At 65.8% G+C, this 13573-nt stretch carries 10 protein-coding genes; 2 read left to right on the top strand and 8 right to left on the bottom strand.

All coding sequences use genetic code 11. The annotated features are described in order from the left end of the window. Window positions 1-115 precede the first annotated feature (115 nt). From lldD to AC3WJB_RS12795, 8 genes are all read right to left on the bottom strand, one after another. Window positions 116-1267 carry an FMN-dependent L-lactate dehydrogenase LldD gene (gene lldD / locus AC3WJB_RS12830; RefSeq protein WP_492682120.1) on the bottom strand — a complete coding sequence of 384 codons (1152 nt, stop codon included), beginning with the start codon at window positions 1265-1267 and terminating at the stop codon, window positions 116-118. 154 nt (window positions 1268-1421) lie between these two features. Further along, complete coding sequence (locus AC3WJB_RS12825) at window positions 1422-2189, bottom strand: ABC transporter substrate-binding protein (RefSeq protein WP_492682118.1); 768 nt, start codon at window positions 2187-2189, stop codon at window positions 1422-1424. 101 nt (window positions 2190-2290) lie between these two features. Next, window positions 2291-3052, bottom strand: a complete 762-nt coding sequence (locus AC3WJB_RS12820; RefSeq protein WP_492682116.1) for a C40 family peptidase — start codon at window positions 3050-3052, stop codon at window positions 2291-2293. A 201-nt stretch (window positions 3053-3253) separates the two neighbouring features. Next, a complete protein-coding gene (locus AC3WJB_RS12815; RefSeq protein ID WP_492682114.1) occupies window positions 3254-4420 on the bottom strand; it encodes a DUF3734 domain-containing protein in 1167 nt (388 codons plus the stop codon). Between the two features lie 2 nt (window positions 4421-4422). Next, on the bottom strand, window positions 4423-5208 hold the full coding sequence (locus AC3WJB_RS12810; RefSeq protein ID WP_492682112.1) for a 3-hydroxybutyrate dehydrogenase: 786 nt from the start codon (window positions 5206-5208) through the stop codon (window positions 4423-4425). 111 nt (window positions 5209-5319) lie between these two features. Beyond that, on the bottom strand, window positions 5320-6375 hold the full coding sequence (locus AC3WJB_RS12805) for a 2-oxoacid:ferredoxin oxidoreductase subunit beta (protein ID WP_492682110.1): 1056 nt from the start codon (window positions 6373-6375) through the stop codon (window positions 5320-5322). Window position 6376: 1 nt separating this feature from the next. Beyond that, window positions 6377-8215 carry a 2-oxoacid:acceptor oxidoreductase subunit alpha gene (locus tag AC3WJB_RS12800; RefSeq protein WP_492682108.1) on the bottom strand — a complete coding sequence of 613 codons (1839 nt, stop codon included), beginning with the start codon at window positions 8213-8215 and terminating at the stop codon, window positions 6377-6379. Window positions 8216-8243: 28 nt separating this feature from the next. Beyond that, a complete protein-coding gene (locus AC3WJB_RS12795; protein WP_492682106.1) occupies window positions 8244-10097 on the bottom strand; it encodes an FAD-dependent oxidoreductase in 1854 nt (617 codons plus the stop codon). 269 nt (window positions 10098-10366) lie between these two features. On the opposite strand from AC3WJB_RS12795, the gene AC3WJB_RS12790 reads away from it, so the two are divergent. After that, window positions 10367-12088, top strand: coding sequence for a DUF885 family protein (locus tag AC3WJB_RS12790; protein ID WP_492682104.1), 1722 nt, complete (start codon window positions 10367-10369; stop codon window positions 12086-12088). A 146-nt stretch (window positions 12089-12234) separates the two neighbouring features. Continuing rightward, window positions 12235-13347 (top strand): PA0069 family radical SAM protein, encoded by a 1113-nt coding sequence (locus tag AC3WJB_RS12785; protein WP_492682102.1) that lies wholly within the window; start codon window positions 12235-12237, stop codon window positions 13345-13347. The last annotated feature ends 226 nt before the right edge of the window (window positions 13348-13573 follow it).

Here is a 13573-nt window from a genome sequence, read left to right as displayed (position 1 = left end):
CCAAAGCGGCCCTCTAATCCCCACCCTCTTCCCCGGCAAAGCCAGGGGAGAGGCTTGGTTTAAGGAGGGCTCTTGCTCCCGGGTGGTAGAGGCAAGGGTGTCTGGGTGGTGGCGCTTACGGTGGCGTTGGGCGCACCCGCACCAGATTCTCCGCCGAAATATCGGCAATCGCCTTGGCGCCGGTCAGGGTCATGGCCACGCGCATCTCGCTGGCAATCAGGTCGAGTACGTGGGCGACGCCGCGCTCGCCTGCAGCACCGAGCGCGTACGCAAACGGGCGGCCGAGCAGTACGGCGTCGGCACCCAGCGCCAGCATGCGCACCACGTCGAGTCCCGAACGAACGCCGGAATCGGCCAGTATCTTCAATTGCCCCTTGACCGCCTCGACGATGGCCGGCAGGGCGCGAGCCGAGGACAGCACGCCATCGAGCTGGCGTCCGCCATGGTTGGAGACCACGATGCCATCGGCGCCGAGCCGTACCGCCTCGCGCGCATCCTCCGGATCGAGGATGCCCTTGAGCAGCAGGCTGCCCTTCCAGGCTTCGCGGATCCAGGCCAGATCAGGCCAGGCAATGCCCGGGTCGAAGTTGCGTCCCAACCACCCGACGTAGTCTTCCAGCGTGATGCGCTTGCCGAGATAGGCCGAGATATTGCCGAGGTCGTGGGGCCGGCCGCGCAGTCCCACGTCCCAGGCCCAGCGCGGGTGGCACGCGGCCTGCAGGGCGCGACGCAGTACCACGCTTGGGCCCGACAGGCCCGAGTGCGCATCGCGATAACGGGCGCCGGGCACCGGCAGGTCGACGGTGAACACCAACGTGCGCACGCCCACGGACCACGCGCGCTCCAGCACGCTGCGCATGAAGCCACGGTCCTTGAGCACATAGAGCTGGAACCAGATCGGACGCGTGCTTTGCCGCTGCACCTCCTCGATCGGGCAGATTGAAACCGTGGACAGGGTGAACGCCACGCCCCGGCTTGCCGCGGCCCGCGCTGCCTGCACTTCGCCGCGGCGCGCGTACATGCCAGTCAGTCCCACCGGGGCCAGGGCCAGCGGCAGGCTGAGCTTTTCGCCAAACAATTCAGTCGACAGGTCGACGGTGTCGACTCCTTGCAGCACGCGTTGACGTAGTGCCAGGCCTTGCAGGTCTTCCACGTTGCGCCGCAGCGTCGCCTCGTCATAGGCGCCGCCGTCGATGTAGTGGAACAGGAACGGCGGCAGGCGGCGCCTGGCCGCGGCACGGTAGTCCAGGGTAGAGGAAATAATCATGCGCGGCACTCTGCGACGTCGCGCCCGCCACTGCAAGGCCTTGTGCCGTTACAGCAGACGGTGATTGCTGGCGCAGCGGGAGCGGCGGGCGTCGAGGTTGGGCGCGGCCCCTTGTGACCTCGGGTCGCGCAGCTTGCCACAGTCTTCGACACGTTCAGGTCGCGATGGCAGCGATGGCGGCGCGCAGCTTGCGATAGCCTTCGACCAGCCGTGGACCGGGACGGCCCAGGAACTCCTCGCTGATGGGGACGATGCGGTCATGCGTGACTGCCGGCACCTGATTCCATCCGGGACGCGTGCGCACCTTGTCCGCGCGGTAGTGCTCGACCTTCACCCCGCACCAGCTCATCACCACCAACTGCGGTTGTTGTGCCGCCGCGTCCGCATACTCCAGCGGCACGCTCTTGGCGTCGACCGCGCTCCACGGGTTGCGGCCACCGGCCAGCCAGATGATGTCGTTGACCCAGGAGTGCCGCGCCGCCGCGATCACCGGCTTGGGCCACCATTCGACCAGGACGCGTGGACGTTCGCCTTGCGGCGTGACAGCAGGCATGGCTGAACGCATCGACGCCACCAGTTCAGCGCCGCGTCCGGTCACGCCGAGCGCAGCGGCGATGCGGCGAATGTCGGAGTAGACATCGTCCAGCGACTGCGGGTCGCAAACCAGCGTCTGCAGGCCCGCGGCCTCGAGCGCTGCGACCACACGCTCATGGCCGGGCACGGTGAGTGAAGTCAGCACCAGATCCGGAGCAAGTCTGCGTACCGCATCCACGTCGAGCGTCAGATCACGGCCCAACTTGGGCAGTTTGGTCACGACATCCGGCGGACAGTCGGAATCGGCATCTACGCCCACCAGCAGGTCGGCACAGCCCAGCGCGCAAATGATCTCGGTGTTCGAACAGGTATGGGAAACGATGCGCATGGCGAACATTCAGCAGTCATCCCGAGTGTGCCGCAGCGGCGTCGTCGCGACCAGGGCCGTCCCCGTATTGGTATCGCAACGTGGTGCCGACTGGCGCGCACTCAAGCCGTGGGTGGAGGTGGATCCCAGGTGAGCTGGTGGTAGTCGAAACCACGGGAGATCGTGGGCTTGATGACCTGGAAGTATGGCGACACGTCGAAGTCGCGCGGCGTGTACAGGCGGTGGTTGCGGATGTGGTAGATCTCGCGCACGCAATCATGGCATTCCGGCGTAATGGCCGATTCGACGCGCACGGTCGGCAGGATTGGGTAGGGGATCGACTGGAACGCCTCGGCGATCAGGGTAGAGCAGATCGCCCGGGTCGGGTCGCCGCTGCCCAAGGCGAGCATGCGCCGGCGCCATGCAGTGGGCACGGGTGGGGCGGGCAGCAGGTAGCGGGCGAGGTCGAAGATGTTCCGCAGGTCATATTGCTGGCCCAGTCGCGCCATCACGTAATCGACCACGCGGTGCGCGTCAGCATCATCCAGGCCCACGGGGCGGCAGATGCGCAGGTGCAGGTCACCGATCCGGCGCAGGTCGAACAAGTGGATGCCGAGCTCGGTGTCGGCCTCCACCAGCAGGTGGTGGCTGCCATCCAGCGTGCGGCCGGCATACTCGCCCACATACAGTGCCACGTGTGACCAGGTGGACTGGGTGAGGTACTTGATTGCGGTGCTGATGCGCGCGCGTCCTTCCACCAGCACCACGTCGGCTGGGCGAAGGATGCGTTGCAAGGTGCCCAGGTCGGCTGGCCAATGCGGATAGGGACCGCGCGATGGCCGGTTGAGATAGCGGGCGAGGGCCTTGCCCAGCCGTTGTGTCACGCGGTTCACCATGCATATCCGATGTGGATGCGATGGAATGGTTCGGGGTCCATGCGCGCTGCCCAACGAGGTCACCGAGTGCTCGCCGCATCATAGCGCGGAAGTTTCCCGCGCCCGGCCAGTTCAAATCGTGGCATCGGCACCACGGCGCCAGGCGATGCGGCGGCCTGGCTGCTTGGCGGGCAGCGCCCGCTCGAACGGCTACGCGTGTTCGACGCGGTGCAGGTCGTGCGTCACGAACGGATGCTCGGCATCCGGTGGTGTGAGCCAATCGGGGTGGGACAGCGTGCGGTGCATGTCATCCAGCCCCGACTGCCAGTGCCTGCGCATGCTGTCCTTGCTGAACTCGAAATCGCGGAAATGTGCGGCGGACGACTTGCCGGTGTAGATCAGGTGGATGACGTTGGTCAGCGCGATCGACTGCTGCGCCTCGGCGCGGCGATAGGCGGCCTTACCCCGCAGGGCCTCCGGCACCAGCGCCATCAAGTCGTGCACGAGGCTACGTTGCTCCTGCGTTTGTCGCATGAACTCGGTGAAGAAACGCGTGCGGCTGGAATACTGGATTTCCTTGCGGCGCTCCGCCGCATCCATCAAATCATGCGGCAGCGCGCCGCGTGCGCTCCACAGGTCCACCTGGAAGACCAGCGTGTTGCGACCCGGTTCCTCCTGCAACACCTCGTACAGCGGCGTGTTGGAGACCACGCCTCCGTCCCAGTAATACTCGCCATCAATGAGGATTGGCGGCAAACCGGGCGGCAACGCACCAGATGCCATGAAGTGTTCGGCGCCAAGACGTTGCCGCCGGTTGTCGAAGCGCGTGAAGTTGCCGGTACGCACATTGACTGCGCTGACTACGACGTGCAGGGCACGCGCATCGTTGAGGCGATCGAAATCCACCAGCTGCTCCAGCGTCTCGCGCAACGGTGCGGTGTCGTACCAGCTGACCTGGTCTGGTGACGTGCGCAGCCCGAAGCCGATTGGTGGCAGCACGCGCGGGTGGAAAAACCCGGCTTGCCCGCCAAGCACGGCGCGCCAAGCCGCGAGTTCCCCTAGGCGGTCGACCAGGGCCGCCGGCCAGGTGCTGGGGTCGAGCCATGGCACGCCCGGCGCGGTGCTGCAAATCGTGTCCCAGAACTCGCGCAGGCGCTCGACCCGACGTTCCGGCGAATTGCCGGCAATGATTGCGGAATTCAGCGCGCCGATGGAAATGCCGGACAGGCGGTTGGGCACGATGCCCGCCGCATCGAGCGCTTCATACACACCAGCCTGATATGCGCCGAGCGCTCCACCGCCCTGCAGCGCCAGCGCGATGGTGTCGTAAGCGGTGACTCGGGTGGCCAGCGATGAGGGAGGCGTGGCAACGTCCACGGCTATTGCATGAACCAGCCGTGGCTGACCACGATCGACTGCCCGGTCAGTGCCGCGGACGGGAAGGCAGCCAGGAACAGCGCGGTCTGCGCGATGTCCTCGACCGTGGTGAACGTGCCGTCGACCGTGTCCTTGAGCATGACGTTCCTGATCACGTCTTCCTCGCTGATGCCGAGTTCCTTGGCCTGCTCGGGTATCTGCTTTTCCACCAGTGGCGTGCGCACGAAGCCCGGGCAGATCACGTGCGAGCGCACATGATGCGGCGCGCCTTCCTTGGCCAGGGTCCGGGCCAGGCCAAGCAGGCCGTGCTTGGCGGTGACATAGGGGGCCTTGAGCTTCGAAGCCTCGTGTGAGTGCACCGAGCCCATGTAGATGACGGTGCCGCCACGGTCGCCCTGGTACATGTACTTGAGCGCGGCCTTGGTGGTGAGAAAGCCGCCATCGAGATGGATGGCCAGCATCTTCTTCCACTCGGCAAACGGAAACTCCTCGAGCGGATGGACGATCTGCACCCCGGCGTTGGAGACCAGGATGTCGAGCGCACCGAACTGCGCCACGACCCGATCGGTGCCGGCGTTGACCGCATCCTCGTTGGTGACGTCCATCGCAATGCCAATGGCCTTGCCGCCGGCCGCGTTGATTTCAGCGGCGGCCCGGTCGGCGGCCTGCTGGTTGATGTCGGCAATCGCAACCCGCGCACCTTCCTTGGCATACAAGCAGGAAATCGCCTTGCCGATGCCGCTGGCCGCGCCGGTAATGATCGCGACCTTGCCTTCGAGACTGTTCATGCATCCTCCTTGGGGTTTTCCGCAGACGCCGCATGCACCGCCGCGGCGTGCGACTCACCAGCGCACATGGGGCCGCGCGGCCACCGGTTCAATGTGCCGTGACGTCGACGCTCAGCGCAGGCCGGCGTTGATCGCCTCCAGTGCCGCCGTTCCTGGGCATAGCTCGGCTTCGCCCAGCGTGTTGAACGCCACCGGCGTGGTGTCCAGGTGCGCGTGCAGGTCGGCGGCGTCGGGGTCGACGTAAAGCAGGCCGGTGACGATCTCGCCACGTGCCTGGCAAGCGTGCAGGTAGTTCATGGCGCCGACGCGGTCGCTGCTGTCGTGGCTTTCCGGCAGCTTGTGCAGGCGCAGAACGCTGCCGTCGTGCTGGGTCACTTCGTGCACCTCGCCGGGCGCGTAGTCGGCAGTGATCTCGGCGTGGTGGGGGATGAAGTCCATGCGGCACAGGGCGTGGTTGTGCTCGCGCACGTAGTCGTAGCTCTTGGTGCTGCCTTCGTGGTTGTTGAAGGTGACGCAGGGACTGATCACGTCCAGGAACGCGGCGCCCTTGTGGCTCATCGCGGCTTTCAGCAGCGGCACCAGCTGGGCCTTGTCGCCGGAGAAGCTGCGGGCCACGAAGCTCGCGCCCAGCTGCAGCGCCATGCCGACCATATCCACGGGCGCGTCAGTGTTGATCGCGCCCTTTTTCGACTTGCTGCCCTGGTCGGCGGTGGCCGAGAACTGGCCCTTGGTCAGGCCGTACACGCCGTTGTTCTCGACGATGTAGACCATGTCCACGCCGCGCCGCAGCGCATGCACGAACTGGCCGATACCGATCGAGGCCGAGTCGCCGTCCCCGGAGACGCCAAGATAGAGCAGCTCGCGGTTGGCGAGGTTGGCGCCGGTGAGCACCGAGGGCATGCGCCCGTGCACGGCATTGAAGCCGTGCGAGGCGGAAAGGAAATACGTCGGGGTCTTGGAACTGCAGCCGATGCCGGAAATCTTCGCCACGCGGTGCGGCTGGATGTCCAGCTCCCAACAGGCCTGGATGATCGCCGCCGAAATCGAGTCGTGGCCGCAGCCGGCGCACATGGTGGAGACCGCGCCTTCGTAGTCGCGCCGCGTAAAGCCGACGCGGTTGCGTTGCAGCGAGGGATGGTGAAGCTTGGGCTTGGGCAGGTAGGTCATCTCATGCCACCTTGTCGGTGCGTGCCGCCACAGCTTCCGACTGGCCCACGTGCTCACCGATCGTCCGCACGATGAAGCGGGCGGTGATGGGGGTGCCGTCGTAGTGCAGGACGGGAATGAGGCGCGCGGGGTCGACCTCGAATTGTTCGATCAGCAAGGCGCGCAACTGCGCGTCGCGGTTCTGCTCGACCACCAGGACCTGGTCGTGCTGGTCGATGAAGTCCAGCACGGCGTCGGCAAACGGATAGGCGCGCACGCGCAGCGCATCGACGTGCGTACCGTCGGCGTCGAGCCGGGCAATGGCTTCGTCCATGGCCGGGGCGGTGGATCCATAATAGATCACGCCACGGCGCGTGGACTGGCGTGCGCGGCGCAGGATAGGTTGCGGTACGAGCGTCCTGGCCGTGGCGAGCTTGCGCTGCAGGCGCTGCATGTTCTCGATATAGTCCTCGCCTTTTTCCGAGTACTTGGCGTCGGCGTTCTTGCTCGTGCCACGGGTGAAGAAGCTGCCGCGGGTTGGATGCGTGCCCGGATAGGTGCGATAGGGGATGCCGTCGCCATCCACGTCGCGGTAGCGGCCAAACGGTACCCCGGCTTCGAGTTGCCCAGTGCTGAGCACCTTGCCGCGGTCGTAGCGGCGCGCCTCGTCCCAGGCAAATGGCTTGCACAGGCGGCTGTTCATGCCGATGTCCAGATCGCTCAGCACGAATACCGGGGTTTGCAGCCGATCTGCCAGATCCAGGGCTGTGGCGGCAAACTCGAAGCACTCGTGCGGGTCCTCGGGAAACAGCAGCACGTGGTTGGTGTCGCCATGTGAGGCGTGCGCGCAAAACAGCACGTCCGATTGCTGGGTGCGCGTCGGCATGCCGGTGGACGGGCCGCCGCGCTGCACGTCGACGATAGTGACCGGAATCTCGGCGAAGTAGGCCAGGCCGATGAATTCGTTCATCAGCGAGATGCCGGGGCCGGACGTGGCGGTGAACGCCCGTGCGCCGTTCCAGCCCGCGCCGGTGACGATGCCTATCGAGGCAATCTCGTCCTCGGCCTGCACGATCGCGTAGTTGTGCTTGCCGGTTGCCTTGTCCACGCGCAGCTTGGCGCAGTAAGCCTGGAACGTTTCGGCCAGCGACGAAGACGGGGTAATGGGATACCACGCACAAACCGTGGCGCCACCGTACACCATGCCCAGGGCCGCGGCGTGGTTGCCGTCCACGAAAATGCGCTGGCCCACCGCATCGCGCCGCTCCACGTGCAGGGCGAGCGGAGCGAAGTTGTCCGTGGCGTAGGTGCGGCCGAGATCGAGCGCGCGCACATTGGGCTCCTGCAGTGCCGGCTTGCGTCGATACTGCTCGCCAATCAGCTGCACGACCACGTCGCGCTCGATGCCCAGCAGCGCCGAGAGCGCGCCGAGGTACATGATGTTCTTGAACAACTGGCGTTGCCGTGGATCGTCCCAATGCCGGTTGGCCAAGACGGTCAGCGGCACACCAAGCGTGGTGACGTCGTCGCGGAACTTGGCCTTCGCCAGCGGCTTGCTGGAGTCGTAGAACAGGTAGCCGCCGGGCGCGATACCGGCAATGTCAGCGTCCCAGGTTTGCGGGTTCATCGCCACCATGAGGTCGTAGCCGCCGCGGCGACCGAGCCAGCCCGCCTCGCTGACGCGTACTTCGTACCAGGTCGGCAGGCCCTGGATGTTCGAGGGGAAGATGTTGCGCGGGCTGACCGGCACGCCCATGCGCAGGATGGATTTGGCGAACAGCTCATTGGCAGAGGCGGAGCCCGAGCCATTGACGTTGGCAAACTTGACGACGAAGTCGTTCGTGGCCTGGATTGGGTTCATGCGGCCACCTTGCGGCGATGTGGAAGCTTCAAGTCGTCACCTTCTGTCGCGGCGAGACGGAGAGTGTGGCGGTTTCACCTTCCCCGGCGTGTGACTCGGCAAACAGGTAGCGGTGCATGTCCCAGGCGCCGGTCGGGCAGCGCTCCGCACAGATGCCACAATGCAGGCAGACGTCCTCGTCCTTGACCATGATCCTGCCGGTCTTGACTGGGCCGGACACGTACAAGGCCTGATCGAGGTTCTGCGCCGGCGCGGTCAGGCGTTCGCGCAGCTCCAGCTCCGGGCCGTCGGCGGTAAATGTGATGCAATCCATCGGGCAGGCGTCCACGCAGGCATCGCACTCGATGCAGATGTCCTTGGTGAACACGGTCTGCACGTCACAGTTGAGGCAGCGTTGGGCTTCCTTCCACGCGGTCTGCAGGTCGAAACCAAGTTCGACTTCCTGATGGATGTTGCTGAGCGTCAGCTCTTTGGGCGCCCACGGCACCACGTAGCGCTCGTCGGGGGAGATGTCGTTGTCGTAGCTCCACTCGTGGATGCCCATCTTCTGCGACACGAGGTTGGTCAGCGGCGGCGGCCGCTGGCGTACGTCCTGGCGCTGCAGCAGGTTGTGGATGGAGACCGCGGCCTGATGGCCGTGCTCGACCGCCCAGATGATGTTCTTGGGCCCGAAGGCCGCATCGCCGCCAAAGAACACCCGGGGCAGGGACGACTGCATGGTCAGCTCGTCGAGCACCGGCATGCCCCATTCGTCGAAGGCCATGCCGAGGTCGCGCTCGATCCACGGGAAGGCGTTTTCCTGGCCCACCGCGATCAGCACCTCGTCGCACTCGATCAGCCGGTCAGGCTCGCCGGTCGGCACCAGCTTGCGCTTGCCGTTGGCGTCCACCGTGGCATGCATGGGCGTGAACCACATGCCGGTCAGTTTGCCGTCTTCGTGCACGAAGGCCTTCGGGTTCAGCCAGTTGAGGATCTTGACGCCTTCGTGCTCGGCGTCCTCCTTCTCCCACGGGCTGGCCTTCATCTCCTCGTAGCCCGAGCGCACGACTACGCTGACTTCCTCGCCACCCAGGCGGCGGGCGCTGCGGCAACAGTCCATGGCGGTGTTGCCGCCGCCCAGCACCAGCACGCGCTTGCCTACGCGCTTGATGTGCTCGAAATACACCGAGGCCAACCACTCGATGCCGACGTGGATATGGCGCGCCGCCTCGTCGCGGCCGGGGATGTGCAGGTCGCGCCCGCGTGGTGCACCGCAGCCGACGAAGATGGCATCGAAACCTTCGGCCAAGAGGGCCTTCAACGAATCGATCCGGCGCTGGCCGACCAGCTCGACGCCCAGCTTCAGGATGTAGCCGACTTCCTCGTCGATCACGGCCTCGGGCAGGCGGAAGCGGGGCACCTGGGTGCGCATGAAGCCGCCGCCCTTGGCATCGGCCTCGAACAGGGTGACGCGGTAGCCCAACGGCACCAGATCGCGGGCGACGGTGAGCGCAGATGGCCCGGCGCCCACGCAGGCCACGCGGAAACATTCGGCGCCGGGTACCGGGTCGGGCAGGCGTTCGCGCATGCGTCGTTCGATGTCGGCGCTGCGGTGGTCGGCGGCCACCCGCTTCAGTCGGCAGATCGCCACCGGCTCCGCCTTCCCGCCGTTGTTATCTTCCACGCGCCCGCGCCGGCAGGCCGGCTCACAGGGCCGGTCGCAGGTGCGCCCGAGGATGCCGGGAAAGACGTTGGAGTCCCAGTTGAGCAGGTAGGCATCGTCGAAGCGGCCGGCCGCGATCATGCGGATGTAGCGTGGAACCTGGGTGTGCGCGGGGCACGCCCACTGGCAATCGACGACCTTGTGGAAATACTGCGGGTTGCTGATATCGGTGGGTTGCATGCAAGCCCTCCAGCGAACCACGGGGGCCGGCGGTCTGCCGGCGCATGCCCGTGTCTCGGAGTCTAATGACTTTGCGCGGAAACGAAAGGGGGTGCCGGGCTCGCGAAAAACGTTTGTGCACGCTGCGTCATTTGCCCTTGCGGCATGCTAAGTTTTGCAGCCGGGCCGCGGCGTTTGGGGAACTTGTAGGAGATCAGCCCCGCGGGGCGGTCATTCCTTCTGCGATTGCATCCTGGCTGCGGCCGCTCACGTTTCCACAGGAGAGACCCATGAAAACCTTTGCTTGCAGCATCGCCCTGGCCTTTGCCGCATGCGTCGCTCCTGCGGCTGCCATGCAGGTCCCGGCGGCGCCATCCGGCGAGCCCGCGGCGGTGGCGGATCCGGGGAGCTACCCGGCAAACTATGCCGAGCTCACGGCCTTGTTTGCGGACTGGCGCCAGTTTCTCGTGCCGGTCACACGCGACTTCAAGCCGGATTACTCGCCCGCGGCCATCGCAGCCAAGCGCACCGCTTTCCCCAGGTATCAGGCGCGGCTGAAGGCAATTGACATTACGGGTTGGCCCAAGGGCGCCTTGATCGACTACAAGCTGGTCCAGGCCGAGATGAACGGCCTCGATTTCGATTTTCGCGTGCTGACGCCTTGGGCCCGCGACCCGAGTTTCTACCAGACGGTATTCAGTGATTGGAGCGACGTGCCGGCACGCGAAGGCCCGAATGCCCAGCCAGTGATCGACCTCTATGATTTCAAATATCCGCTGAGCGCGGCCGACGACAAGAAGCTCACCGCCATGCTGGCGGCCATACCGGCCAACCTGCAGGCCGCCAAGCTCAACCTGAAGGACGGCAACGCCAAGGGCTTATGGGAATTTGGCGATCGTGCGTTCAAGGAGCAGAGCGCCACGCTGGCAGCGCTCGCCGAAGGCAAGCTGGTGATGCGCACGCTCGACGGTGCGGTGCCGGCGAACATGAAAGGCGCCAGCTCGCGCCTGCTGTCGGCCATCCACAAGGCCAAGGCGGCAACCGATGAATTCGCTACCTGGGTGGCAGCCGAGGCGCCAAAGAAGAATGGTCCAACCGGGGTCGGCAAGGAGAACTACAACTGGTTTGCGAAGAACGTCCAGCTCATTCCCTACGACTGGGATGCCCAGGTGCTGTTGATGCGGCGCGAGCTGGACCGCAGCCTGAGCGCACTGCGCCTGGAGGAGCTGCGCAACCGCGATGTGCCGCCAATCCGCGAGATCACCGACCCGGCCGCCTACGACAAGATGGCGCAGGAGAAGGCGACCTACCTGTTCGACTTCATGGTCAAGACCGGTTTCGTGGACGACAAGCCCGAGCTGCGCGCGGCGCTCATGGCGCAGGCGGGCGTCTACACACCACCGGAGCAGCGCAACTTCTTCACCTTCATGACCGCGCTCGACCCGCTGCCGCTGCAGTCGCACTCGACCCACTGGATCGACCTGGCGCGCATGAAATACGAGCCGAACGCCAGCCCGATCCGCCGCGTGCCGTCCTTGTTCAACATCCACGACACGCGTTCGGAAGGTTTCGCCACGGCGATGGAAGAAGTGCTGATGCAGGCCGGGCTGTACGACAATGTGCCGCACGGCCGCGAGCTGGTCTGGATTGCCGCGGCCAACCGCGCCGCCCGCGGCCTGGCCTCGCTGTACGTGCAGTCCAACGAGTGGGATCTCGATCGCGCCGGCCGTTTCCAGGGCGAGTGGACACCACGCCATTGGTCGGATGCCAAGAGCCAGCTGGTTGGCTTCGAGCAGTTGCTGTACGCGCGCCAGCCGGGCTATGGGCCGAGCTACATCATCGGCAAGATGCAACTGGACCACCTGATTGCGCGTGTCCAGTTTGACGACGACCAGGCCGGACGTCCGTTCGTGATGGGCGACTTGATGAAGCGGGTCTGGAATGTCGGCGTTATCCCGGTCGCGCTGATCGAGGCCGAGCTGACCGACGAACCGGTGACCGTCGACAAATAACCACGTCGTGGTGGGATGGTCGCAGGAGCCCGCTGGCTGGCGATGCTTTCGCCAGCGGGCTCGCACCTGTTCTTGGCGCGTCGTGGTATTCACTCTACAGGTGTGATGTCGCTCCACCTGAGACGCGGCCTTGGCACACTGCGCCCATGGACGACGTCTCTCCACCGCCATCGGATGCCTTGCCGGCGACGCGCCTGATCAAGGGCAGAGGCGCTGCGTCCAATCCCGAAGGCCGCTTCGAGTCGACCCGCCATCACGCCGAGGACGACGGCTGGCAAAGCGCGCTGCTGGACGTGGAGGCGCCGCGCCCGCGCACGGAAGTCACAGAGGAACGTGCGCGCAGCGTGATCAGTCGCAACGATTCGCCGGACATCGGCTTCAGCCAGGCGATCAACCCCTACCGCGGCTGCGAGCATGGCTGCATCTATTGCTACGCGCGGCCGTCGCACGGTTATCTCAACCTGTCGCCTGGGCTGGATTTTGAGACCCGGCTGCGCGCCAAGACCAACCTGGCCGAAGTGCTGCGTGCGGAGCTGGCCAAGCCAAGCTACGTGGTCAGCCCGATCAACATCGGCAGCAACACCGATCCCTACCAGCCGGTGGAAAAACGCTGGCGCTTGACCCGCGCCGCGCTGGAGCTGCTGGCCGAGTGTCATCACCCGTGCACCATCGTCACCAAGAACGCGCTGGTCGAGCGCGACCTGGACATCCTGGTGCCGATGGCGCGCGAGCGCCTGGTGCAGGTGTTCGTGTCGGTCAACTCGCTGGACAACCGCCTGGCGGCCAAACTCGAGCCCCGCGCCAGCGCCCCGCATCGGCGCATCCAGGCCATCCGCACCTTGGTCGACGCCGGCGTGCCGGCCGGGGTGATGGTGGCGCCGATCATTCCCGCCCTGAACGACCGCGACATGGAAGCGGTGCTGGAGCAGGCCGCCGCGGCCGGCGCGCGTTCGGCCGGCTATACCACGGTGCGCCTGCCATACGAGCTGAAGGCCCTGTTCCGCGAATGGCTGGCGCTGCACGTGCCACAGCGCGCCGGGCACGTCATGAGCCTGGTGCAGCAGATGAATGGCGGCCGCGACTACGACAGCGACTTCGCCACCCGCATGCACGGCCAGGGCGTGTTCGCCGACCTGCTGCGCAAGCGCTTCCGCATCGCCTGTCACCGCCATGGGCTCAACCGCGCCCGCGACCTGCGCCTGGACACCACCCGCTTCGTCCCGCCGCGTCCGCCCACCCCGCAAGGCGAGCTGTTCTGATGACCGGCGATGTTCCACAGTCGTGCTCCCATCAATGCTGAAACTCCGCGGATCGTCCTGGATCATGGCAATTTCGCCATTGACGACCGTCCGCTGTTTCAAGGAAGCTCCAATGCATCCTCCTCGTCATTCCCGCGGAAGCGGGAATCCAGGGTTGTTGTCGGAGCCATCGTGTGTGTATTGGATTCCCGCTTCCGCGGGAATGACGACGGGGCCCTGTTTCGGC

Source organism: Rhodanobacter sp. FW510-R10 (assembly GCF_058781105.1).
This window is presented reverse-complemented; position numbering and strand designations above follow the sequence as displayed.

What these genes read in the sequence shown, in the direction of transcription:
- lldD (WP_492682120.1), bottom strand. Translation starts at nt 1,267, where the DNA reads ATGATTATTTCCTCTACCCTGGACTACCGTGCCGCGGCCAGGCGCCGC.
- AC3WJB_RS12825 (WP_492682118.1), bottom strand. Translation starts at nt 2,189, where the DNA reads ATGCGCATCGTTTCCCATACCTGTTCGAACACCGAGATCATTTGCGCG.
- AC3WJB_RS12810 (WP_492682112.1), bottom strand. Translation starts at nt 5,208, where the DNA reads ATGAACAGTCTCGAAGGCAAGGTCGCGATCATTACCGGCGCGGCCAGC.
- AC3WJB_RS12805 (WP_492682110.1), bottom strand. Translation starts at nt 6,375, where the DNA reads ATGACCTACCTGCCCAAGCCCAAGCTTCACCATCCCTCGCTGCAACGC.
- AC3WJB_RS12800 (WP_492682108.1), bottom strand. Translation starts at nt 8,215, where the DNA reads ATGAACCCAATCCAGGCCACGAACGACTTCGTCGTCAAGTTTGCCAAC.
- AC3WJB_RS12795 (WP_492682106.1), bottom strand. Translation starts at nt 10,097, where the DNA reads ATGCAACCCACCGATATCAGCAACCCGCAGTATTTCCACAAGGTCGTC.
- AC3WJB_RS12790 (WP_492682104.1), top strand. Translation starts at nt 10,367, where the DNA reads ATGAAAACCTTTGCTTGCAGCATCGCCCTGGCCTTTGCCGCATGCGTC.
- AC3WJB_RS12785 (WP_492682102.1), top strand. Translation starts at nt 12,235, where the DNA reads ATGGACGACGTCTCTCCACCGCCATCGGATGCCTTGCCGGCGACGCGC.